General features: G+C 71.1%; 17 protein-coding genes. 10 read left to right on the top strand and 7 right to left on the bottom strand.

The window, feature by feature from the left end; translation table 11 throughout:
* Positions 1 to 57: 57 nt before the first annotated feature.
* From ASC58_RS14010 to ASC58_RS14000, 3 genes are all read right to left on the bottom strand, one after another.
* Positions 58 to 2,433, bottom strand: a complete 2,376-nt coding sequence (locus ASC58_RS14010) for a beta-galactosidase (RefSeq protein ID WP_056919725.1) — start codon at positions 2,431 to 2,433, stop codon at positions 58 to 60.
* Between the two features lie 78 nt (positions 2,434 to 2,511).
* The gene (locus ASC58_RS14005; protein WP_056919724.1) at positions 2,512 to 4,683 is read right to left on the bottom strand and encodes a glycoside hydrolase family 3 N-terminal domain-containing protein; all 2,172 of its coding nucleotides are present in this window, start codon (positions 4,681 to 4,683) and stop codon (positions 2,512 to 2,514) included.
* Between the two features lies 1 nt (position 4,684).
* Positions 4,685 to 8,098 carry a GH36-type glycosyl hydrolase domain-containing protein gene (locus tag ASC58_RS14000; RefSeq protein ID WP_157598510.1) on the bottom strand — a complete coding sequence of 1,138 codons (3,414 nt, stop codon included), beginning with the start codon at positions 8,096 to 8,098 and terminating at the stop codon, positions 4,685 to 4,687.
* A gap of 301 nt (positions 8,099 to 8,399) precedes the next feature.
* Between ASC58_RS14000 and ASC58_RS13995 the strand changes: the two genes are divergently transcribed.
* The 6 genes from ASC58_RS13995 to ASC58_RS13970 all read left to right on the top strand — a co-directional run bounded on the left by ASC58_RS13995 (position 8,400) and on the right by ASC58_RS13970 (position 15,900).
* Positions 8,400 to 9,971, top strand: coding sequence for an ABC transporter substrate-binding protein (locus ASC58_RS13995; protein WP_056919722.1), 1,572 nt, complete (start codon positions 8,400 to 8,402; stop codon positions 9,969 to 9,971).
* Positions 9,972 to 10,114: 143 nt separating this feature from the next.
* Complete coding sequence (locus ASC58_RS13990; protein WP_056916466.1) at positions 10,115 to 11,104, top strand: ABC transporter permease; 990 nt, start codon at positions 10,115 to 10,117, stop codon at positions 11,102 to 11,104.
* Positions 11,101 to 12,033 carry an ABC transporter permease gene (locus tag ASC58_RS13985; RefSeq protein WP_056919721.1) on the top strand — a complete coding sequence of 311 codons (933 nt, stop codon included), beginning with the start codon at positions 11,101 to 11,103 and terminating at the stop codon, positions 12,031 to 12,033. Before ASC58_RS13990 ends, ASC58_RS13985 begins: the two co-directional genes overlap by 4 nt.
* Entirely contained in the window at positions 12,030 to 14,000 is a 1,971-nt protein-coding gene (locus ASC58_RS13980; RefSeq protein WP_235529237.1) for an ABC transporter ATP-binding protein, read from the top strand. The genes ASC58_RS13985 and ASC58_RS13980 overlap by 4 nt, the downstream gene beginning before the upstream one ends.
* A gap of 108 nt (positions 14,001 to 14,108) precedes the next feature.
* The gene (locus tag ASC58_RS13975) at positions 14,109 to 15,182 is read left to right on the top strand and encodes a LacI family DNA-binding transcriptional regulator (RefSeq protein ID WP_082553302.1); all 1,074 of its coding nucleotides are present in this window, start codon (positions 14,109 to 14,111) and stop codon (positions 15,180 to 15,182) included.
* Between the two features lie 52 nt (positions 15,183 to 15,234).
* The gene (locus ASC58_RS13970) at positions 15,235 to 15,900 is read left to right on the top strand and encodes a malonic semialdehyde reductase (protein WP_235529236.1); all 666 of its coding nucleotides are present in this window, start codon (positions 15,235 to 15,237) and stop codon (positions 15,898 to 15,900) included.
* A 462-nt stretch (positions 15,901 to 16,362) separates the two neighbouring features.
* Here ASC58_RS13970 and eda read toward each other — a convergent pair whose 3' ends face one another.
* Positions 16,363 to 17,025 carry a bifunctional 4-hydroxy-2-oxoglutarate aldolase/2-dehydro-3-deoxy-phosphogluconate aldolase gene (gene eda, locus ASC58_RS13965; protein ID WP_082553301.1) on the bottom strand — a complete coding sequence of 221 codons (663 nt, stop codon included), beginning with the start codon at positions 17,023 to 17,025 and terminating at the stop codon, positions 16,363 to 16,365.
* The gene (gene edd / locus ASC58_RS13960; protein ID WP_369796240.1) at positions 17,022 to 18,884 is read right to left on the bottom strand and encodes a phosphogluconate dehydratase; all 1,863 of its coding nucleotides are present in this window, start codon (positions 18,882 to 18,884) and stop codon (positions 17,022 to 17,024) included. The genes eda and edd overlap by 4 nt, the downstream gene beginning before the upstream one ends.
* Before the next feature lie 210 nt (positions 18,885 to 19,094).
* On the opposite strand from edd, the gene ASC58_RS13955 reads away from it, so the two are divergent.
* The gene (locus ASC58_RS13955) at positions 19,095 to 19,628 is read left to right on the top strand and encodes a phosphate-starvation-inducible PsiE family protein (RefSeq protein ID WP_157581474.1); all 534 of its coding nucleotides are present in this window, start codon (positions 19,095 to 19,097) and stop codon (positions 19,626 to 19,628) included.
* Here ASC58_RS13955 and pdxH read toward each other — a convergent pair.
* Positions 19,625 to 20,305 (bottom strand): pyridoxamine 5'-phosphate oxidase, encoded by a 681-nt coding sequence (gene pdxH, locus ASC58_RS13950; protein WP_056919719.1) that lies wholly within the window; start codon positions 20,303 to 20,305, stop codon positions 19,625 to 19,627. The two genes, ASC58_RS13955 and pdxH, sit on opposite strands and share 4 nt — an antisense overlap.
* A gap of 47 nt (positions 20,306 to 20,352) precedes the next feature.
* Between pdxH and ASC58_RS13945 the strand changes: the two genes are divergently transcribed.
* Both ASC58_RS13945 and ASC58_RS13940 read left to right on the top strand, forming a co-directional pair.
* Positions 20,353 to 20,748 carry a hypothetical protein gene (locus ASC58_RS13945; RefSeq protein ID WP_056916460.1) on the top strand — a complete coding sequence of 132 codons (396 nt, stop codon included), beginning with the start codon at positions 20,353 to 20,355 and terminating at the stop codon, positions 20,746 to 20,748.
* Positions 20,749 to 20,755: 7 nt separating this feature from the next.
* On the top strand, positions 20,756 to 21,676 hold the full coding sequence (locus ASC58_RS13940) for an oxygenase MpaB family protein (protein WP_082553342.1): 921 nt from the start codon (positions 20,756 to 20,758) through the stop codon (positions 21,674 to 21,676).
* A 110-nt stretch (positions 21,677 to 21,786) separates the two neighbouring features.
* Here ASC58_RS13940 and ASC58_RS13935 read toward each other — a convergent pair whose 3' ends face one another.
* Complete coding sequence (locus ASC58_RS13935) at positions 21,787 to 23,067, bottom strand: MFS transporter (RefSeq protein ID WP_157598535.1); 1,281 nt, start codon at positions 23,065 to 23,067, stop codon at positions 21,787 to 21,789.
* Positions 23,068 to 23,126: 59 nt separating this feature from the next.
* On the opposite strand from ASC58_RS13935, the gene ASC58_RS13930 reads away from it, so the two are divergent.
* The gene (locus ASC58_RS13930) at positions 23,127 to 23,996 is read left to right on the top strand and encodes an NYN domain-containing protein (protein WP_056919716.1); all 870 of its coding nucleotides are present in this window, start codon (positions 23,127 to 23,129) and stop codon (positions 23,994 to 23,996) included.
* Position 23,997: the final 1 nt, after the last annotated feature.

Here is a 23,997-nt window from a genome sequence, read left to right as displayed (position 1 = left end):
CAGGGGCCGGGGTCAGGCGGGTTGGGGTCAGGCGGGTTGGGGTCAGGCTGGGCGGGGTCAGGCGGGGGTGAGGGTCAGGACCAGGGGTGAGCCGGCAGGGGCCGTGAACGTCCGGACGTCCCCGTCCCGCGCGACGGCGACCTCGTCCGAGCCTGCCGTCGCGACGACCTCGGTGCCCGGGACCGTGTCGAGGACGACCGTGGTCCGACCGCCCAGCGGCGGCCCGAACACCAGCCGGTCGTCGCCGACCTCGATGAGCTCGGCGTTCGCCCACTCGACCCGGCCGACCGGGGTGTCGAGGCCGAGCGCCAGGAACGCGCTCGTCCGTGGCGGGACGACGAGGGCACCGTCACCGAGCATCGTGCCGTCGAGGGTCAGCGTGACGGGGTTGTCGTGCCCGCTGATGTTCGTCAGGTGCAGCATCCGCTCACCATCGGCCGTCGCGGACGTCGTGGCGAAGATCCCCGGCACCGCGGCCGAGAACTCCAGCCCCGGAGCGGCGCCGAGACGCCGGAGGGCACGCCCGAACAGGCCGACGTCCGAGGGCAGCTCGGCCGCCAGCAGGATCGCGCGGCCGGCGCCGACCTCGACGTCGATGCCGATCACGGCTCCGTCCACGTCGTGCAGGACCGCCTCACCGCGCTCGTGCTCGAGCGCCTGGAACCAGCCGACCCGGGTCTCGGGCCACGGTGCCGCCCAGCCACTGGCGACGGCGGACGGGTAGTAGTGGTCGGCCCCCCAGGTGAGGTCGGCCCCGGAGACCCCCATCGCGTCGGCGAGGAGCGTGCAGGGTCGACCCTCCAGGTCTCGGTCGGGCACCCGACCGAGCAGGAGCAGGCCACCGCCGCGGGTCAGGTGGTCGACGAGGCCCTGCTGGACCTCCGGCGACAGGTGGCGCCCGGTCGACAGGGCGACCACCCCAGTGGGTTCGTCGCGCTGCAGGTGCACTGCCGGGAACCGGTACCCGCCGAGCAGCATCGACCGCACCAGCGCACGCCGCGGGCCGGCGCCCCGGTGTCGCTGCAGGTCGTCGACGACCTCGGTCATCACCGCGCTGTCGGGGTGGTGGTACTCCGTGGCGTAGGCATCGAGGACCAGCCCCAGCTGCACGCCGTCGTGCTCCTCCTCCATGCGCGACAGCCAGCGCTCGTGGACCCGGACCGCGTGCACGACCCGCGCCGTCGCGGCATACGTCATGCCCTTCTGGCCCTCGGGGCCGACGGGCGCGGCGGTGCCGTGGCGCTCTCCGGTGAAGCTGATCCGGTCGTTCCCGTCGCCCACGGGCTCCTCGAGCGGTGGGTTGATGCCGCCGGCGAAGAGGTAGTAGTTGATGGCGCGGTTGCCCTGCGCCAGCGAGCGGCGGGTCTTGAGGTCGACCGTCGACGGGTCGTACTGGTTGTCGATGCCACCGCCGTAGTCGCCCGACCCGGCCTCGAACTCCAGGGACGTGGTCGGCTGGCCCGGGCCGTGCACCGCGTCCATGAAGGCGTTGATGACGTAGAGGTCGGTCGTGGTGTTGAGCGTCATGTCGCCCATGTAGTGGTCGGACCCGGACAGCATCCCCGGCACCCCGGCATACGTGTCGACGAGCTGGCTGACCCCGATCGGGAACGGCTCCCCGCTGCCGCCCTCGGTCCCGTGGATGTTGATGAGGAACGGCACGTCCGTCACCCCCTGCGCCTCGGCCATCGTCCGCAGCTCCTCGACGTAGCGCCGGAACCGGTCGCGCATGAAGACCGCGAGGTCCTGTCGCAGCACGCCCGCACCCTCCTCACCGGGTGTGCGGATCGCGTTGCCCGACAACGGGTATGGCGCGTCGCCACCGTGGCGCGCGACGGCCCAGCGCGCGAAGTCGGCGACGAGGTCGTCGGTGAGGTCCGGGCTGTTGGTCACCCAGGCGAGCATCCCGATCTCGTTGTCGAGCTGGACCGCGATGACGTTGCCACCGTTGGGCTGCAGCCGACGGGCGATGAGCGGCAGCACGGCGCCGAACCACCGGCGGCACTCGTCGAGGTAGGCCGGCGCGAGGTAGTCGACGGTGCGGCTCGGTGCCTGCTTCCCGTCCCAGCCCACCGGCACGATCTCGGGGTGGTCGGTGTAGAGGCGGAACGGCAGTCCTTCGTTCTTCAGCTCGGCCATGATGAACGGCCCGGGCCGGGCGACGAACCAGAGGCCGTGTTCGGCGCACAGGTCGATGAACGCGCCGATGTCGCGCTCCGCCCGCGTGGCACCGGTCACGTCGATCGTGCCGTCGGGCAGCTCGTGCCAGAGCCACGGGATGTACGAGGCGACGGCGTTGCAGCCCGCCTCCTTGAGCAGCAGGATGCGCTGCTCCCACTCCTCGCGCGCCACGCGGAAGTAGTGGATCTCGCCGGCCATCACCATGCGGGCCTCGCCGTCGATGAGGATCTGCTTGTCCTGGATCTGGATCATGACGCTTTCCGTTGGGGGGCGGGGGTTCCGGGGACGACCGAGGCCGTCGTGGCGAGGTGCCACGACGGCCTGGTGCGCTCAGGGGTTGACGCGCAGGGACAGCCGGGAGCCGTGCAGGGCGTCGGGGCCGGCGACGAGGACGATCTCCCCCGCGTCGACCCGGCTGGTGTTGTCGGTGCCGAAGTAGGCGAACTGGTCGGCCCGCACGGTGAACGAGGCGGTGCCCTTCTCCCCCGGCGCGAGGTCCAGGAACGCCCAGTCGACGAGCTCGACGAGAGGTCGGGTCACCTGGGCGACCGGGTCGCGGAAGGACAGCTGCACCACCTCCCTGCCGGCGCGGTCACCGGTGTTGGTGACATCGATCTCCACGACGACCTCACCGGCCCCGGACAGCTCCGTCCCGCCGACCGTGCGCAGCTCGCCGTACTCGAACGAGGTGTACGTGAGGCCGTACCCGAACGGCAGCCTCGGGAAGACCTGGTCGTCGAGGTAGCGGCCCTGCCGACCTTCCTCGTGCAGCTCGATGAGCCGACCGGTGGGCCGTTGGTGGGTGCTCGTCGGGATGTGCCCCGTGGTCCGGGGGAACGTCATCGGCAGGCGTCCGTGGGGTGCCACGTCACCGAACACGATGTCCGCCAACGCATTTCCTGCCTCGACACCGGGGTGCCAGACGACCAGCACCGCGTCGGCGAGGTCCAGGACGTCACCGAGCTCGAGCGGCCGACCGGTGTAGACGACCACGACGAGCGGCTTCCCGATCCGTGACAGCTGACGCAGGTGCTCGAGCTGCCCGGCCGGTAGGCCGATGTCGGTGACCGAGTTCGCCTCGCCGGATCGCCAGGGGTGCTCCCCGACGACCGCGACGGTGACGTCGGCGTTGCGCACCTGCTGGACGGAGCGGTCGCTGAACCGGCCGTCGGAGACGAGCAGCTGCTCCCCACCCAGCCGGGCCCTGAAGGCGGTGGCCGGGGCGACGACGTCCTCACCACGGCCGTCGAGGGTCCAGGTCCCGAAGAGCTCCTCCGCGGCCTCGGCGTACGGACCGGTGAGGTGCACGGTCCCCGCACCGGGTGCGAGCGGCAGGATCCCGTTGTTGGAGACGAGGACGTGCGCCGCGTGGGCGGCGCGCAGGGCCGTCGCCCTCGAGGCGTCCGTCGGTGCGTTGCTGCGGATCGGCTCGCCGACGTAGGGACGGTCGAACAGCCCGAGCCGGAACTTCAGGGTGAGCAACCGGCGCACCGCGTCGTCGACCAGCGCCTCGTCGACCTCGCCGGACTCCACGAGCTCGGCGAGGTGCGCGGCGTACGAGCCCGAGCACATGTCGAGGTCGACGCCCGCCTCGATCGCCAGGAGCGCCGCCGCGCGCAGGTCTGCGGCAACACCTTGGTGGACCAGCTGCCCGATCCCGTTCCAGTCGGCGACGACGACGCCGTCGAAGCCCCACTCACCCTTGAGCACGTCCCTCAGCAGGTGCCGGTGGGCGTGCATGGGCGTGCCGTCGACGTCGTTGAAGGCAGCCATGATCGTGGCGACACCGGCGTCGACGGCGGCCTTGAAGGGGCGCAGGTGCAGGTTGCGCAGCGTGTTCTCGCCGACCGAGACGGTGTCGTAGTCGCGGCCGCCCGCGGAAAGGCCGTAGCCGGCGAAGTGCTTGGCGCAGGCCGCGATGTGGTCGGGGTCCGAGGGGTCGTCGCTCTGGAACCCCTTCACTATCGCGGCAGCCAGCCGCCCGCTGAGGACCGGCGTCTCGCCGAGCGACTCGGCCACCCGGCCCCATCTCGGCTCCTCCGACAGGTCCACCATGGGCGCGAACGTCCACGCGACACCGTCGACGACCGCCTCGGCGGCAGCCACGGCGGCGACCTCCTCGACGAGCCCCACGTCGAAGGACGCCGCGAGACCGAGCGGGATGGGGCACACCGTGCGGTGCCCGTGGATGACGTCCCGCCCGAACAGGACCGGTATGCCGAGCCGGCTCGCCTCGACCGCGTGGCGCTGGGCCGCGTCGATGTTCGCCGCCAGAACACCTTCGTCACGCTCGTTGCCACCCGTGGCACCGCTGGCGAACAGGCTGGAGCCGATCTGTCCTCCGGCGAGCTGCGCGGCGTCGTCGTCGGGGTGGATGTTGGCGACCTGGTGGGTCTGCCCCACCTTCTCCGCCAGGGTCATCTGCGCCAGGAGGAGCTCGACGCGTTCGGTGGTGCTGCGGTCAGGGTCCAGCCAGGGCCGGGCGCTCTGGTCGGCAGTCATGTCAGGAGATCTCCACGGTGAGCTCGATGTCGTCGCCGGTCGCGCGCGCCAGCAGGTCCGTCCGGGCGACGCTGACACCCGCTCCACGGTACGGGTTCTGCAACGGGATCGACCGCAGCTCACGGCCGCCGGACGTCACCCGGGTCACCCCGGATCCCACCGCGCTGACGCGGTAGGTGATCCGCAACCGCTTGTCCCCCAACGGGACCCGCGCGGTCAGTCCGTCCAGGCCGGGGTCGAGCACCGGGTCCAGCTCGACCCGGTCGGCACGGGCACGCACTCCGAGGAGGGTCTCGGCGAGCAGGCGCAGGTAGAGACCCGGTCCGGAGGAGTACACGCGCCACCCACCCTCGAGGTCGACGTCGCCCGCCATCAGCGCGGCATACCGCTCGCTCGCGTCGAGGCGGTCGTCGAAGGCGCCGTCCGAGGAGGAGTAGTAGGTGGTGCTCTGTCGCGGGCGGGCGTTCGGCACACGCTCGGTGATCCCGACCGGGTTGGCCTGCGCGAGAGCGGCGAACAGCCGCCGCGGCTCGCCGAACCGCGCCAGCGCCTCGGCGTAGCGCAGGTGGGCGTGCATGTACATGAGGCCGATCTCGCGACCCCAGAAGGTGCTCGCCTCGGCACGCTGGAAGACGCTCATCGGCCCGCCCCGGTACGCCACCGGGCGGTCGAAGAGCCGGGCGCCGTCGGGACCGAGCAGGTGCTCCTCGATCAGGTCGAGGTGGGCGCGGGCCTGGTCCGGGGTGAGCAGGTCGGCCGAGATCGCGTGGATCCACGGCAGCACGCCGTACGTGAGGCCGGTGCGGGTGTCGCGCGGGTGCACCAACGGCTCGGACGTGCCGTCGTCGTGGAGCAGGACGTACCCCGGCAGGACCCCGTCGACCATCAGGTCGGACTGGATGGCGTCGTCGGCGGCGTCCGCCGCCTCCCGCGCCCGGGTCACCAGGTCGTCAGCGGCACCGCAGGAGTCGAGGCCTTCGGCGAGGGACCGCAGTGCCGTCACGAGCAGGACGGTGGTCCACGTGGAGACGAGGCGGGCCGCCAGGTGGGGGTCGGCCGGCTGGAGCGAGTCGTTCCAGTCCCCGTGCCCGTAGGCCGGCAGGGCCGTTCCGGGGACGCGCACCTCCGCCACGCGGTCCAGGGCCTTGCGGAGGTGGTCCTCCACGGAGGCCGGCACGGTGAGGCCGTCGTCACCGACGAAGGGGACCCCTTCGCTCAGCAGGGAGGCGTCTGCGGTCGCGCGCAGGTAGTCGCCCGTCGCCAGCAGCGGCCAGTAGACGACGTCACCATGGGCGTCCTGCTGGCCGCCCTCGGCCAGCGGCGGGAGGAAGTCGAAGGCCTGGGGCCAGTCCCCCCGGGCGTTCTGGGCGCGGAAGACACGCAGCAGCACGTCGCGCTGCTCGGCGTCGCGCCCCAGTGCCGTGAGCAGCCCGACCGGTCCCTGGCAGACGTCACGCGTCCCCCACCCGCCGCCCGAGAACTGCTCGAGACCCCGCGGGGACAGGTAGTGCACCAGGGCGTTCTGGGTGAACCACGGCAGGACCGCGTCGATGCGGGCGACCTCGGCGGCGAGGGCGCCTGCGGGGTCGGACGCGGCAGCGACCGGCGTCCCGAGCCGCAGGCCGCGGGAGACCGTCGAGGTCCAGTCCGGCCCGAGGTGCTGGTCGGCCGTCGGACGCACCTCCAGGTCGGTCCGCGCGTCGGCGACCGAGAGGGTCAGGTCGAACCGGCTGCGCGCGGGGACCTCGAGGGTCACCCACGGGGTGCCACGCGTCGTGCCGTCGGCGAACAGGAGCTCGTCGCCGCCGACGGCGATCCCGCTGCCCTGCCAGTCCAGTCGCAGGGTCGTGTCGTCGTCACCGATGTCGAGGCCGCCGTCACGCTCGGTGAGGAGGTGGTCGGCGGGGTCGAGCCCGTCGTCGCCCGACAGGGCGACGTGCAGGGCCACGAGGACGCGGCGCGGGGCACCGGACAGCCACCGCACCGACAGGCCGAGCTCGTGGGAGGTGGTGGGGGCCGACGAGGTGACCTCGAGGGCGACGTCGTCGGCGCAGTACCACCAGGTGGCGGAGTCGGTGCGCAGCGACCAGGCGCTCGGGGTCTCGAGCAGCGCCCAGCCGGTGGCACTCGCGCCGTCCTCGACGAAGACCCGCAGGCCCTGGGCCCGCTGCACGCCGAGGTAGCCGCGACGGGTCGACAACAGCCGGTCGCGACCGACGTGGCCCCGCGTCACCTGCGAGTGGAAGCCACCCGTCATCCAGACCGTCGAGGTGAGTCCGCGGGTGTCCGGCACGAGGGAGTCGCCGGTCCGCAGGAGGTGGCCGTGCGGGCGGAGGACGGCGCGTTCCTTGGCCGCCGTGACGACGTGCGAACCGTCGCTGCCGAACCCGGCCAGCAGCTCGCCCTCGTCGTCGTGCTCGGCATGGGCGAGGTCGGTGTGACCCGTGATCTCGCGCAGGGTGTCGGGGTCGAGGTCCTCGCTCGCGAAAACGGGGGCAGCGCTGAAGAGCGCGCCGGAGCGGGCACCGGACCCGTGCGACGCCCCCTGCGACGCGAGGGCGTCCTCGAACCAGTCGACAGCGTCGGCCTCGGGCTGGGCCAGGGCGACGTCCGCCCAGTGGGCGTCCGAGTCCGAGGTGGCCTCCGGGTGGTCCTCGAGGCTGGTGCCGTGGAACCCCGTCAGGTGCCTCCCCCCGGGAGTCAGGCGAACCGGGGCGTCCTGGAGGACGACCAGGGCGTGCTCGTGCTGGAGCCGGTGCGAGGGCAGGACGGCCGTCGCGAGGGCGACAGGCTCTCCCGGCCGCTGCGCACCGCGCACCAGCTGGAGGGTGTCGGTCGCCCAGCCCGCGCCGCTGGCCAGCGAACCCACGAGCACCCAGGGCACCAGCTCGCCGGGCATGTTCTGCCGCACGGCGATCGCGGTGCCACGGCTCGTGGTCACCGGGGTGAGGTCGAGGTACTGGCTCACGTAGAACTCGTTGTTGCGGACCGCCCCGTAGGGCGCCAGGCCGGGGTCGTGCGTCAGGACGACGTCGACCTCGACCTCCGTGTCACCGGTGTTCTCGACCGCCACGTGCCAGAACCACACGGGGGCCGACGCAGCGAGGCGGAACGTCACGGCATACCGCAGCCCGTCCCACTCGCCGGTCACCGTGGGGACCTCCGCGGACCAGCTCACCGAGCTGGGGCTCGCAGGCCCGAGCAGTGGGACGTATGCCGCGTCGTCGCCGTCGAGGCGCCGCAACCAGAGGTTGAGCGGGCCGGCCTCGTGGGCGCTGGCGGGGTACATCAGGAGCGAGTTGTCACCGGCGTCGAGACGGGCCAGGCATGCCTCGTCCGTGAACACCGCCCTCAGCCCTGCGTCGCTGGAGAGTTCATGGTGGCCACGCGTCATCGCGTTCGTCCGAAAAGACACCCCTGTTGTATAGCAGTGGCGCAAGCGCCGATGACAACCCGAATTCGCTTGTAAATAAATGAAACTCGATCACTGAGCACGAGCCGTGGCCATGAAAGTACTTTCATGGCCAGAACCGTTGACACGCCACTGCGGACCGACCCAAGGTGACAACACATTCATCACCCCGGAAGGTCAGTCAATGTCGACGAAAACCAAATCCGTTGTGGCTCTTGCACTTTGCGGAGCCCTGGGCCTCTCGGCCTGCGCGGGCAGCCGCTCAGCAGGAGGCGAGGGAGGTGGGGGCGCTGGTGGCGACGGCATGATCGCCCAGCTCAACTTCCCGTCGGACGCACCGGCGACCATCGGTGGACTGGTGGACTACAACCCCTACGCCGTCAACGCGGTCACCAAGACGTGGCTCTACGAGCCCCTGATGATCCGCAACGGCATCACGTGCAAGGTCACGCCCTGGCTGGCCACCGACTTCACGTGGGACGGCGGCGCGACCACGCTCGACTTCACCATCCGTGATGGCGTGAAGTGGAGCGACGGCCAGGCGTTCACGGCCAAGGACGTCGCCTTCACCCTGAACCTCGCCAAGCAGTACCCCGCCCTGGACCGCGCCGGCATCTGGACCGACGTGTTCGGCGCACCGGCGAAGAGCGTCACCGCCACGGGTAACAAGGTCCGGATCGAGTTCACGGGCAACGCCGCCCCGAAGTTCGACGAGCTCATCAAGATGCAGGTCCTCCCGGAGCACGTGTACGGCAAGGTCGGCGACCCCACGAAGTACATCGACAAGGCCCCGGTCGGCACCGGCCCGTTCAAGGTCGGCAGCTACAACGGCCGTCGCCTCGAGCTCGTCCGCCGCGCCGACTACTGGCAGGCCGACAAGGTCAAGGTCCAGAAGCTCGTCCTCGAGGGCAACTTCGAGGCCGCTCAGGCCGCCCTGAAGCTGAAGTCGGGCCAGCTCGACGCCTACCAGGGTGAGATCCCCAACCCGAAGCGTGCGTTCATCGACGCCGACCCCAAGACGAACCACCTGTACTTCCCGCCGAACGGCATGACCGTCTTCTCGCCGAACGTCGAGAAGGCACCGTTCGACGACGTGAAGTTCCGCGAGGCCATCGCGCAGGGCTTCAACCGCCAGGAGATGTCCGACAAGGCGACCTACGGGATCATGAAGCCGGCCAGCCAGACCGGGCTCAAGCTCCCGGCCGCGGCGAACCTGCTCCCGGAGCAGTACGCGGCGAACGGCGGCGCGAACACCGTGATCCCGTTCGATACCGCCAAGGCCAACCAGATGCTCGACGCCGCCGGCTACGCCAAGGGCGCCGACGGCAAGCGCACGACGCCGGACGGCAAGCCGATCAACATCACGTTCACGGTCCAGGCCGGGTACATCGACTACCAGTCGATGGCCGAGGTGATCGTCCGCGACCTCAACGCCATGGGCGTCAACTCCAAGGTGCTGGCCACCGCCCCCGAGTCGGTCGACGCGCAGAAGAAGAGCGGCGACTACCAGGCCCTGCTCGAGTACCTGCACGGTGGCTGCGAGAACGCCAAGAACATCGGCGGCAAGCTCGCGTCCAACCAGATCCCGACCAAGACCGCGATCCTCGGCAACGTCGAGCGCTTCCGCGACGCGTCGACCGACGCGACGGTCAAGGAGCTCAGCGCCACGGTCGACGAGGCGAAGCAGAAGCAGCTCGTCGGCACGCTGGTCGACACGATGATGACGAAGTACCCGGTCATCCCGCTCATCTACGCCCCGGCGCGCATCTTCTACCGCACGGACAAGGCCGTCGGCTGGCCGGACGAGGCGAACCCCTACGCCCAGCCCGCCGACGACAGGCTGCTGATCATCACGAACCTCAAGCCCGCCAAGTAACCCCGGCGACGCACAGGTCCAGCAGCAACCCGCCAGCGGGAGCACCGACACCGGTGCTCCCGCTGGCCCCCCGGGGCCGTGAGGCCCGCCACGAGCTCGACGGTCTCCCGGCCCGAGGGCGCACACGGACAAGGAGGTCCGCCGTGAGGTACTTCGTCCGCAAGATCGCGTTCTTCCTCGCGACCCTCTGGGCCGCGATCACCCTCAACTTCATCATCCCCCGGCTCCAGCCCGGAGATCCTGCCGAGGTGATGGTCCAGAAGCTCGCCGGCAAGGACGCACAGCTCAACCCCGCCGCCGTCCAGGCCATGCGCGCCATGCTCGGCGCGCCCGACGGCAACCTGTTCACGCAGTACGTCAGCTACCTGGGGGCCTTGGCGCACGGCGACTTCGGCATCTCCTACACGTACTACCCCTACCCCGTCACCGAGGTGATCGGTCAGGCCCTGCCCTGGACCCTCGTGCTCGTGGGGGTCACGCAGATCCTCGCCTTCGTCATCGGCATCACCCTCGGTGCGTATGCCGCGTGGCGACGCAACACTCGCTTCGACAGCATCGTCACGCTCGGGTCCACGTTCATCGGGACGCTGCCGTCGTTCTGGATCGCGTTGCTGCTGCTGTTCGTCTTCGGCTACACGGTGGGCTGGTTCCCCACCAGCGGTGGGTACTCCGCCTCCACCCCGGGCTTCAACGGACCCTTCATCACCGAGGCCGTGTCCCACTCGTTCCTGCCCGCCCTGTCGCTGCTCATCACCGCGCCGATCGGCTGGATCCTGGGCATGCGCAACACCATGGTGATGAACCTGGGCGAGGACTACATCCGGCTCGCGAAGGCCAAGGGCCTCCCCGACCGCGTGGTTGCCCTCCGGTATGCAGCGCGAAACGCGTTGCTGCCCAGCGTCACCGGCTTCGCGATCGCGCTCGGCGGCGTCCTCGGCGGCTCAATCCTCGTGGAGCAGATCTACGACTACCCCGGCATGGGGCGCCTCATGGGTGAGGCCATCGGCAACCGCGACTTCCCGCTGCTGCAGACCTTGCTCCTGTTCATCATCGTCGGCGTCCTGCTGGCGAACCTCGTCGCGGACCTCCTCTACGGGGTGCTCGACCCGCGTGCACGGAGGGCGCAGTCATGACCGCAGGAATCGTCCAGACCGGCTCCGAGGAACGCCCCGGCGACGCCACCGACGAGCGGGGCGAAGGCGACGCTGGCTACAGCCAGCAACGGTGGTGGCAGCTCCTGTGGAGCAACACGAAGGCCCGGGTCGGCATCATCCTGCTGCTGGCCTTCATCCTCATCGCCACGTTCGCTCCGCTGATCGCGCCCTACGAGGGCACGCGCTCGGACTTCGACGCGCTGCTGCCCGTCAGCGGCGACCACCTGCTCGGGACCACGAGCCAGGGCGCCGACATCTTCTCCCAGCTCGTCTACGGCAGCCGCGTCTCCCTGCTCGTGGGACTCTTCGGCGGCCTCGTGTCCACCGCGATCGCCCTCGTCATCGGCATGTGGTCGGGCTACAAGGAGGGGACGGTGATCGACGACATCCTCTCGTTCATCACCAACGTCGCCATCGTCGTGCCCGTGCTGCCCCTCATGATCGTGCTGATCGCCTACAGCGAGGTGCGCGGCATACCGCTCATCGTGTTCGTCATCGGCATCACGTCGTGGGCCGGTCACGCCCGCGCCAAGCGGTCGCAGATCATCACCCTTCGCAACCGCGACTTCGTCACCGCGGCGAAGTTCGCCGGCGAGGGGTCGGGACGGATCATCTTCCGGGAGATCATGCCGAGCATGACCTCGCTGGTCGCCGCCGGGTTCGTCGGCGCCTCCACCGGCGCCATCGGGGCCGAGGCCGGCCTGTCCTTCCTCGGCCTGGGCGACCCGAACTCGATCTCGTGGGGCACGATGCTCTACCAGGCCGACTCCCAGGGTGCGGTCGGGCAGGGCCTGTGGGCGTGGGTCCTCGCGCCCGGGCTCATCCTCGCCCTCCTCATCACGTCGCTGACGTTCATCAACTTCGGCGTCGACCTGCTGTCCAACCCCCACCTCCGGGAGGACTCGTGACGACCACCGACGCCACCACCGCCGCCGCGACCACCGAGTCGGTGCCCACGTCGCAGACCCTTGCCGCCGACACCCGTCGCAACAGCCACCCGCTGCTGCGCGTCCGTGACCTGAGCGTCCGGTTCGAGCCGAAGATGTCACCGGCTCTCACGGCCGTGGACAAGGTCAGCTTCGACCTCCTCGAGGGCGAGTTCGTCGGCCTCATCGGCGAGTCGGGCAGCGGCAAGTCCACCCTGGCGATGGCCCTGCTGAGCCTGCTCGAACGGCCGGGACGGATCAGCAACGGCAGCATCGAGTTCGACGGCGAGGACATCGCCTCCATGTCGCAGGAGGACCTGCGGCACCGCCGCTGGCGCGACATCGCCACGGTGTTCCAGAGCAGCATGAACTCCCTCAACCCCGTCATGCGCGTCGAGGCGCAGTTCCGCGACGCCATCGAGGAGCACAGCGAGCTGCGCGGCGATGCCGTGACGGAGCGGGTCCGTGAGCTCTTCTCGATGGTCATGATCGACGAGAAGTTCATGAGCGCCTACCCGCACGAGCTGTCGGGAGGGATGAAGCAGCGCATCAACCTCGCGCTGGCCCTCTGCAACCGCCCACGCTTCGTCCTTCTCGACGAGCCGACGACCGGCCTGGACGTCGTCGTGCAGCGCTCGATCCTCGAGGCGGTGCGCCGGCTCCAGAAGGAGCAGGGGTTCGCCGTGCTGTTCATCAGCCACGACATCGGCACCGTCATGGAGCTGTCCGACCGGATCTTCGTCATGTACGCCGGCCAGCTCGTCGAGCAGCAGGCAGCCACGACGCTGGTCAAGGACCCGCTGCACCCCTACTCCAAGGGACTGCTGGGTTCGTACAGCAACCCGCGTGCCGACACGGTGCGGGTGACCTACATCCCGGGCCGCCCACCGGACCTCACGCGCCCGATCAGCGGCTGCCGGTTCGCCGCGCGCTGCCCCGAGGCCATCGAGCGCTGCTCCAGCGACGAACCACAGCTGCTCCCCCTGGCCGGAGGTCGCGTGGCGTGCCACGTGGCGCACCTGCAGCGCGGGCCCTCGGAGGACAAGCCGGACGGCCTCCCGGAGCAGACCACGCGGTTCGCCGGGCCGGAGTTCGTCAAGACGGCCGAGGACAGCGATCGCGCCCGCCGTGGCGAGGTCTTCCTCGAGGTGGACTCGGTGACCAAGGTCTTCGAACGGCGACGTGGCCTGAGGAAGCAGCAGACCCTGGCGGTCGACGACGTCTCCTTCGCCCTGCGCAAGGGCGAGGTGACGGCCCTGGTGGGCCAGAGCGGCAGCGGGAAGACGACGCTCGCCCGCATGATCACCGGGGTCGACAAGCCCAGCAGCGGCACCATCCGCTTCACCGGCTCCGAGGGCACCATCGCGGTGGAGAAGCTGAGGACGCGCCAGCTGCGGGACTACCGCAAGCACGTGCAGATGGTGTTCCAGGACCCCTACAGCTCGCTCAACCCGGCACTGACGCTGCGGTACACGCTGACCCGTCCGCTGCGGAACCACCGCGGGCTCTCGGCGCAGGAGGCCGATGCCGTCGCCGGCGAGCTCATGGAGACCGTGGCGCTCACCCCGAGCAACCGGTTCCTCGACCGCTACCCGCACGAGCTCTCGGGCGGCCAGCGCCAGCGCGTCGTCATCGCGCGCGCCCTGGCGGCCAACCCCGAGCTCATCGTCGCCGACGAGCCGATCTCCAGCCTGGACGTCTCCATCCGCGCCGAGGTGCTCGAGCTGCTGCAGGAGCTGGTCACCGGGCACGACATCGGTGTCCTCTACATCACCCACGACCTGCTCAGCGCACGGCTGCTGGCCGACGAGATCCTCGTGCTGTCGCAGGGCAGGGTGGTCGAGCAGGGCAACGCCCTCGAGGTGATCCGCAACCCGCAGGACGCCTACACGCGCACGCTGCTCGACGCCATACCGAACCCGTTCGAGCAGGCGACCACGACGTCCTGACCGCACCCACCCGGCCGCGGCCGCTCCCGAGGGGCGGACGCGGTCGGTGGCGTGCTTGCCGGTCCCCAGCCTGCCCGCAAGGATGCTCCCCATGGACAGGGCCCGGCGGTGAGCGTGGAGGCTGACGACCGACCGGTGACGATCTACACGGTCGCCGAGCGGGCCGGGGTCAGCATCGCGACCGTCTCGCGGGTCCTCCAGGGCTCCGCGCGGTCCTCGCCGCTGACGCGCCAGAAGGTCCTGCGGGCCGTCGAGGAGCTCGACTACGTGCCGCTGCGGGCCGCGCGCACGCTGGACGTGAAGCGGCACGAGGCCCACGGGCTCGTCCTCCCCGGCCTGACCGGTCCGTACTTCGCCGAGCTGCTCGCGGGGTACGAGTCGACGGCCGCGCAGTACGGCCAGTCGGTCGTCGTCGTCCTCGCCGCCGGCATCGCCGACCTCGACACGACCCTGCGCACCCTCCTCGCGCGGGTCGACGGGCTCGTCCTCACCCACGGCACGGCGAGCGACTCCATCATCCGCACCCTGGCCACGAAGACCCCCACCGTCGTCCTCGCGCACGCCCCGATCGAGGGCTGTGACACGGTCCTCGTGGAGAACAGCGAGAGCGCCGAGGAGCTGACCACGCACCTGCTCGGGCACGGCCGCCGCAAGCTCGTCTTCGTCGGCGACCCGGAGACCTCCCACGACATCAGCCAGCGCTACGACGGGTTCGTCTCGGCCCTCGCTGCGGCGGGGGTCACGGAGGGGATGCCACCGCTGCGGGTCTGGTTCGAGGAGTCCTCGGCCCTCGAGATCGTCGAGACGCTGATGGCCGCCCCCGGCAGGGCCGACGCCCTGGTCTGCGCCAACGACGAGCTGGCCCTGGCCACGATGACGCTGCTCGCACGGCGCGGGGTGGTCGTGCCGCGGGACCTGGCGATCGTCGGGTTCGACGACATCATGGCGTCGCGGTACGTCGACCCCGGCCTGACCACGGTGAAGCAGCCGACGCACGGGCTCGGTCGCTGGGCGGCGATCCGCCTGCACGAGCGCATCCAGGGCCGCACCCGCGACGTCGCCCCGCAGATCCTGCCCACGCAGGTCGTCCTCCGCGGATCGTGCGGGTGCCCCTGGGAAGGCCCCGAGATCCGCCCGAGGCGCCAGCACCTCGGCGTCGACAGCGTCACCGCCCGCGCCTGACGGGGAGCTCCGGCGGCTCTGACCTGCGGCGTCGTGGTTGGGGAATGCAACCATGAAGTTGACTGTTCAACTTTTTATGACCCAGACGCATGATGACCTGACCGAGCTCGAGGCCCAGTTCGCCGACCACCTCGAGCTCGCGCCCGAGGCCGCCGACCTCCTGTTCCGCGCGGCCCGGACCGCCAACTCCTTCAGCGACGAGCCCGTCACCGACGAGCAGGTGCGCGCGATCTTCGAGCTGGTCAAGTGGGGCCCCACCGCCATGAACAACCAGCCCCTGCGCATCGTCCTGGTCCGCTCCCCCGAGGCACGCGGCCGGCTCGTCGAGCACATGGGCGGCAACAACAAGCCGAAGACGTCCACCGCCCCCCTCGTGGCGATCCTGGCGGCCGACGACGACTTCCACGACGAGCTCCCCACGGTGTTCCCGATCTTCCCGGGTGCCCGCGACATGCTGGCGGCCGACGACGAGAACCGTCGCACCACCGCGGACCTCAACGCCACGCTGCAGGCGGCCTACTTCATCCTCGGTGTCCGCGCGGCCGGCCTGGCCGCCGGCCCGATGACCGGCTTCGACGCCGCCGCCGTCTCCCGCGAGTTCTTCCCCGACGGGAAGCACCGCGCCCTCATGGTCGTCAACATCGGCCGCCCCGGCCCCGACGCCTGGTTCGACCGCCTCCCGCGGCTCGGCTACGACGAGGTCGTCACCTCCGTCTGAGGCCGGGACCGCGGACCCCTGCATCGTGGCCGTCGTCGCGACCCGGCGGCGGCCACGATCCGGACACCCTTCCTTAACCCGTTGCGGGACGCGCTGGGTGGACCTAGCGTCGAGGTACACGGAAGGGAGGTGGTCCAGGAATTGATTTCATATTGGACGCGTGAGGTGACTGCGCGCTAGGTGCGCAACGTCGACTGCTTCGACGGGGCATCCTGCGCAATCCCAAGCAGTTCACCGCAGCCCGCGGGCCGTGCAGGTCGTCCCCTGCACATGTCGAGCCGCTCGAATTCGGCGAGGCGAGGCCCGCGGGCTGTTCCATGCCCGGACGTGCGGACGCCCAGACCCCCGGAAGGTCTCTGGCACAGCGGTGGACGGCGGCCTCAAGTCCCCCGACGAGGCCACCGCCCACCTGTTCGCGGGGCACCACACGATGCCGAATCGCCTGGCGACAGGCGCGATCCCCTAGGGACGCAGTGTGGCAGCCTCGGCCGCCAGCCGCTCGACCACGTCCCAGTCGCCGCGCGCGACGGCGTCCTTCGGGGTGAGCCACGAGCCACCCACGCAGCCGACGTTCGGGAGCGCGAGCCAGTCCGCCGCGGTCTCCCGCGTGATGCCGCCGGTCGGGCAGAAGCGCAGCTGCGGGCACGGCCCGGCCACGGCGGAGAGGTACGGGCGTCCACCGCTGGCCTCGGCGGGGAAGAACTTCATCGCCTCGAGCCCGGCCTCGGCCAGCGTCAGCATCTCGGTCAGCGTCCCCGCACCCGCGAGCAGGGGCAGGCCTGAAGCAAGAGCCGCCTCCAGCAGCCGTGGGGGCGAACCCGGCGTGACGATGAACTGTGCGCCGGCGTCCTGCACCTGGCGCACCTGCTCGGGCGTGACCACGGTGCCCGCGCCGACGACCATGCCCTCGACCTCCGAGGCCACGGCCTCGATGGCGCCGAGTCCGGCCGCACTGCGCAGGGTCAGCTCGATGACCGGTATGCCGCCGCGGAGCAGCGCCCGCGCGAGGGGGACCGCCTGCTCGACGGAGTCGACGACGACCACGGGGATCACCGGCGCGAGGTCGAGGATGTCCGCCTCGCGGGAGATGACGGGCTTGGCGGGAACGGTCGTGGGGACGGTCATGAGATCTCCTCGGAGGGGATGACGGAGTGGTCGAAGGCGCGCCCCCGGCTGGCGAAGACGTGGGCGCCCTCGTCGGCGCGGCCCACTGCCGCACGCATCGGCGCGAACAGCTCACGACCCGTACCGACCCCCTCCTCGCTCACCCGCTGGGCGGGCAGCCGCGCGGCGAACTCGTCCTCGTCGACGAGGACGTCGAGTCGACCGGTGCGGGCGTCGACACGGATCACGTCACCGTCCTGGATCCTCGAGATGGGGCCGGCGTGGACAGATTCCGGCGTCACATGGATCGCGGCCGGGATCGCGCCGGACGCTCCGCTCATCCGACCGTCGGTGACGAGCGCGACGGCGTGGCCACGCTTCTGGAGGACACCGAGGGACGGGGTCAGCGCGTGCAGCTCGGGCATGCCGTTGGCGCTGGGACCCTGCTCGCGGATGACGACGATGACGTCACGGTCCAGCTCACGGCGCGAGAACGCCTGGAGGAACCCGACCTGGTCGGTGAACACCCGGGCCGGGGCCTCGACGACCTTGTGCTCGTCGGCGACGGCCGAGACCTTGATGACGGCGTGGCCCAGGCTGCCGCGCAGGACACGCAGCCCGCCATCGGCGGCGAACGGGTCGGTCGCCGGGCGCAGGACCGCGGGGTCGAGCGACTCCGCCGGGGCGTCGACGAACTCCAGGACGCCGTCGACGAGCTGCGGCTTGCGCGTGTAGTGGCGCAGGCCGGGCCCGGCGAGCGTGAGGACGTCCTCGTGCAGCAGCCCCGAGTCGAGCAGGGTGCGGACGAGGTAGGGCGTGCCTCCGGCGGCGTGGAAGTGGTTCACGTCCGCGGGGCCGTTGGGGTAGATCCGCGCGACGGAGGGGACGGCCGCAGACAGGTCGTCGAAGTCCTCCCACGTCAGGTCGACCCCGGCAGCGGCGGCCATCGAGATCAGGTGCATCGTGTGGTTCGTCGAGCCGCCCGTGGCGAGCAGGGCGACGACACCGTTGACGACGGACTTCTCGTCGACGACCTGGCCGATGCCGTACGGCTGCTCGGAGCCCGCGATCTCCGCGACGCGACGCGTGGTCGCCGCGGTGAGGGCGTCACGCACCGGGTCGTCGGGGTGGATGAAGGCTGCACCGGGCAGGTGCAGGCCCATGACGTCCATGAGCATCTGGTTGGAGTTGGCGGTGCCGTAGAAGGTGCACGTGCCGGGCGAGTGGTAGGACGCGACCTCGCTGGCGAGGAGCTCCTCGCGCCCCGCCTCGCCGGCGGCATACGCCTTGCGCGTCTCGGCCTTGTCGGCGTTGGAGCGCCCGCTCGCCATGGGCCCGGCGGGCACGAGCGCGGTCGGCAGGTGGCCGAACGACAGCGCACCGGCGACGAGGCCGGGGACGATCTTGTCGCAGACCCCGAGCATGAGGACGCCGTCGAAGACGTCGTGGGAGAGCGCGATCGCCGTCGACATCGCGATCACGTCGCGGCTGAACAGGCTGAGCTCCATGCCGGCCCGGCCCTGGGTGATGCCGTCACACATCGCGGGGACCCCACCGGCGACGCGCGCGACGGCACCGACCTCGCGGGCGGTCTGCTTCATGGCCTGCGGGTAGTGCTCGAAGGGCGCGTGCGCAGAGAGCATGTCGTTGTAGGACGTGACGATCCCGAGGCTGACCCCGGTGTCGGCAGCCATGGTGGTGCGGTCGCTCCCCCCGCACGCCGCGACGGCGTGGGCGAGGTTGGAGCACCCGAGGTCGGTGCGGGCCGGGCGCAGGCTCAGCTCGGAGGCAGCGCGGGACAGGCGCTGCAGGTATGCCGTGCGGCTGGCGCGGCTTCGTTCGGTCACCCGGGCGGTGACCTCGGCGACGACGGGGTGGATGGCGGTGGCCATGGGGCTCCTGGAAATCGGCGGTCGAAGAAGGAGGACCGCGCGGACGACACCCTTGGCGTGCGCGTGTGTGATTCGTTTCACAAGTGTGCCGACGTCTCACGATTCATCAACGCCCATCCCGCCATGCGGACACGGCTGGCGGGGACCCGACGCGCGCTCAGGGTGCCGACCAGCGCGCCGTCGGCCACCATGTCCGTCATGGGCGAGTGGATCGAGCGGCTGATCGAGCAGGTCGAGAACGTCGTCTACCTGGCGGTGGCCGTCATCCTCTTCGGCCTCGCGGGAGTGGTGATCGGCAAGACCGCCCTGGCGTTCGGTGACCTCGGCAGCGGCGGTGTCATCGAGACGTCGGCCGAGATCCTCGACCTCCTGCTGCTCGTCTTCATCGTCGTCGAGCTGCTGTTCGCCGTCCGCACGACGCTGGCCCGCCGCGAGCTCGTGGCCGAGCCGTTCCTGCTCGTCGGCATCATCGCCTCGATCAAGGAGATCGTCGTGCTGTCGGTGAAGGCACCCGACCTGCTGGGCAAGCCCGAGTTCGCCGACACGCTGCGGCTCATGGGGCTGCTGACCGGGACCGTCATCGTGCTGGCGCTGGCGTCGTTCCTCCTGCGCCGCAAGGAGCGTGAGCCCAGCGAGGGAGCGAACTCCGGCAACGGCGAGGACGAGGTGGAGCGGGACGTCGACGGCCAGGACGAGAACGCGCGCGAGAAGCGGGCGTCGTTGCAGCCCTAGGGCTGACGGCGGGACAGGCTCCAGCTCGCTGGGTCGTCGAGGGTGCCCTCGCCGGTACGGGTGAACACCAGCCGGTCGTGCAGCCGGTTGCGTCGCCCGCCCCAGAACTCCACCTCGTCGCAGTGCACCCGCCACCCGCCCCAGAAGTCGGGGACGGGCACGTCGTGGGCGTTGCCGTGGTCGGGGAACTGTGCGGCATACCGGTCGTAGGCGGCCTCGAGGTCCGTCCGGCTGCCGACGGGCTGGGACTGCTGCGACGCCCACGCCGAGATGCGCGAGGCCCAGGGGCGGGTGAAGAAGTAGCCCTCGATCTCCTCGCGGTCGAGCTCGACGGCCCGGCCACGGAAGCGGATGGCGCGGAACATCGACGGCCACGTGAGCGCCGCGGCGATGCCGCCGGTCGCGGCGATCTCCCGACCCTTCGCCGACACGGTCGCGGTGACGAACCCGGGTCCGCGGTCGTCGAAGAAGCGCATGAGCACGGTCCGGACGTTCGGCTGCCCGTCGGCGTCGACCGTCGCGATGGAGATGGCCGTCGGTTCCGGCACGTCGTCCTGCGCCTCGGACCGGGCGATCGCCTCGTCGACCCACAGCCGGGCCTGCTGCCAGGGCGTGTCAGCCACCTCGTCCTCGGAGAGCCCTTCGCCGGTGTAGTCCACGCGCCGCGCAACTGTCATGGTCCGAGATTAGGGTGGGGAGAACGAGCCAGCGACAGGGAGGCACGATGCCAGGCAAGGGCAAGGCCGTCGGCAGCATCATCCGGTGGGGCGTGAAGTACGGCCCGCACGCGATCGTGCTCGCCCAGCAGGCCAAGGAGCCGGCCATGGCTGCAGCGCAGAAGGCCCTCGACCGGCAGAAGGCCAGGCGCCGGGCCATCGAGCACGCCGGGACCGTCCGCGACGGGTCCGTCCTCAAGACGTTCGACCCGCGGGCCGACCACGGCGAGGCGGTCTGGGTCGTCTTCTCCGGCGAGGACCCCATCGCCGCGCACCCGACCACCACGACGCCCATCGGGGAGCTGATCGCCAACAGCGACCTGTCGACGCGGGTCCGTCCCGCCGACCTGCCCACCCCCGCCGAGCGCCTCAAGCAGCTCCCCCGCCGTCGCAGCGGTCACTGAGGTGGCCCTGCTCGACCCGATCTCGAACGGTGCCGGCGCGCTCAGTGCGGGCGCCCGTCGCCAGCTCGCGCACGCCCTGCGCTCCAAGGTCGCCGGCAACGACGCCCAGGTGAAGGCCGAGCGCATCTGGGGTGCGGAGGGTCCGCGGTGGTTCACCCCGCAGGACCCGATCTGGCGCGTGCACGCCGACGCGTCGATGTTCCCCGCCGGGATCCGGGCGCTGCTCCTGCAGTCCCTGCACCCCCTGGCGATGGCCGGCGTCGCCGGTCACTCGGGCTACAAGGGTGACCCGTGGGGACGCCTCCAGCGCACGAGCGAGTTCCTCGCGACGACGACGTTCGGCACCATCGAGGACGCGGAGGCGCTGATCGCGCGCATCCGCGGCATCCACGAGCGGGTCCGCGGCAAGGCGCCCGACGGCCGCCCCTACTCCGCCAGCGACCCGCACCTGCTGAAGTGGGTGCACGTCACCGAGGCCGACAGCTTCCTCACGGCCTACCAGCGCTACGCCGTGACGCCTCTCACCGACGCCGAGGCCGACCGCTACGTCGAGCAGAGCTGCGTGGTCGCCGAGGCCCTGGGCGTCATCGACCCGCCGCGCACCGTCGCGGCCCTGCGCCAGACCATCGAGGACTACCGCCCCGAGCTGGAGTCCACCGAGGCGGCACGCGAGGCGGCCCGGTTCCTGCTCGTGCACCCGCCGCTGCCGCTTGCGGCCCGCGCGGGGTACAGCGCGCTCGCCGCCGGTGCGGTCGCCATGCTCCCCCGCTGGGCCCGCATGCCGCTGCGGCTGCCGTGGCTGCCGGTCACCGAGCGCTTCGTGGGCCGGCCGATCGGCGGCTTCGCGACCGCGACGGTCCGCTGGGCCATGCAGGACCCTGACGACGTCCGACGACGGTCCCTCGCCCAGCGCGACGTCGTCGCCTGACGGCCCGCGAAGCGAAAGCCCGGGAACCGGAGGCCCGGGGACCGGCGTTCGGAGGCCCCGGCACCGGGTGCCTGAGGGCAGCGAACCGGCGGTCCTCGCCCGCTGGCCGGCTACGGCGTGGGGTGGCGGGCGTCGTAGCGCAGGAAGCCCGACTGCACGCGGGCCAGGACGACGATGGCGAGCACGCACGCCATACCGCCGATCACGGCCGTCCACGCCTCACCGACGCCGGTCGACAGGAAGCCTCCCGCCATCTCGCCGAGGCGCGGTCCACCGGCCACCACCACGATGAACACGCCCTGCAGCCGCCCGCGCAGGTGGTCCGGCGTCGCGGCCTGGAGGATCGTCGTGCGGAACACCGAGCTCACCGAGTCCGCCGCCCCGGCGACCGCCATCGCCAGCAGGCCGAACCACAAGGCGTGGCCGCGGCTGAGCACTCCCCCGGCGGCCAGCATGGCCGCACCGAGGCCGGCGATCGCGAACCCCCAGCCGACGATCGACACCATGATCGCCAGCCCCTGCCGTCGCACGTGGCCGAGCCGTCCCGAGAAGAACATCGCGACGATCCCGCCGACCGCCGCCGCCGCGCTGAGGGCGCCGACGGTCCTGGCGCCGCCGCCGAAGATCACCGCGCCGGCGGCGGGGAACAGCACCCGGGGCTGGGCCAGCAGCATCGCGGCGATGTCGGCGACGAACGTCATGCGGACGTTCGGGCGGGTGGCGAGGAACGCGAATCCGTCGAGGACAGAACGCAGTCCGGGCTTGCTCGGTGTCGCACCCTCCTCCGTCGGCTCGGGCGGGAGCGGCGGGAGCTTGGCAAGACCCCACAGGGCCGCGGTCGTGATGACGGCATCGGTCGTGTAGGCCGCCTTGAACCCGCCTGCATCGACGAGGACACCAGCGAGCAGCGGGCCGACGGTCATCGAGGCGTTCATCGCGAAGACGGACAACGCGTTGGCCGCGGGGAGCTGGTCGCGCCGCAGGATGCGTGGGTAGATCGAGCTGCGAGCGGGTGAGGAGACGGCGAACGCGCCGTTCCACACCGCGACCAGCAGGTAGAGGACCCACACCTGCGTGTTGCCGAGCCAGGCCTGCAGGGCGCAGAGCAGGCTCGTCACGAGGGCCACCCCCTGCGCGACCAGCCCCACGACCCGGCGGTCGTAGTGGTCGACCAGCGTGCCGCCGTACAGGCCCATGAACACCAACGGCACCAACGCGCAGAGGCCCACGATGCCGACCGCCGCGGTGCTGTGCGTGAGCGAGTAGACCTGCAGGCCGATGGCGACCACCGCGAGCTGGGAGCCGACGTTCGAGAGGGTGAACCCGGCATACAGGCGGCGGTACGGCGCGTTCTCCCGGAGCGGGGCGAGGTCGAGGAGCAACGGCACCAGAGGACTGTATGCCGCGTGGCCCGCGCCCCGTGCCGCGGTTCCGGGCGTAGCGTCGCGGCATGGACCCCCGCGCACGCATCGCCCTGCTCATCGATGCGGACAACTCCTCCGCCAAGAAGCTCGACCTCATCCTCAGCGAGCTGTCCAAGCTCGGGGAGACGAGCATCCGCCGGGCGTACGGCAACTGGACCAAGCCCGGTCTGCGGCCGTGGACCGAGGTGCTGCACGCCAACGCGATCCAGCCGATCCAGCAGTTCGACTACTCCCGCGGCAAGAACGCCAGCGACATGGCGATGGTCGTCGACGCGATGGCGCTGCTCTACAACGATCACCCCGACGCGTTCGGGATCGTGTCCTCGGACGCCGACTTCACCCCGCTCGTGATGCACCTGCGCGCCAAGGGGGCCCAGGTGTACGGGTTCGGCGAGGCGAAGACGCCCGAGCCGTTCCAGACCGCCTGCACGAAGTTCCTGCGGCTCGACCAGCTCTCCGAGCCCGAGGAGGAGGTGGTCGAGCCGGTTTCCGCGGCGGCCGAGCCCGTTGCCGAGCCCGTTGCCGAGCCGGCTGCCGCGGCGGCCCCGACCGCCAAGCGGACGACGGCACGCAAGAAGGCGGCGACCGCCGCGGCTGCGGCCGCCAGCAAGGCCACGGACGCTCCGTCCTCGTCGCGGCGCAGCCCCGCCGACCTCAAGGGCGACGCGCGCCTGGTCCGGATGCTGCGCAACGCTGCCGAGGGCGCTGCCGACGAGGACGGCTGGGCCAGGGTCAGCACGATCGGGCAGTACATCTCGAACCAGTCGTCGTTCGACTCCCGCAACTACGGCTACGGCTCGTTGATCAAGCTCCTCAAGGCGATCGAGCTGTTCGAGATCCGCGACGAGGGCAAGCAGAGCCTGTCGGTCCGGGACAAGCGCCGCGCGAAGGGCTGAC

It is taken from the genome of Phycicoccus sp. Root101 (genome assembly GCF_001426245.1).
Classification (GTDB): domain Bacteria; phylum Actinomycetota; class Actinomycetes; order Actinomycetales; family Dermatophilaceae; genus Pedococcus.
This window is presented reverse-complemented; position numbering and strand designations above follow the sequence as displayed.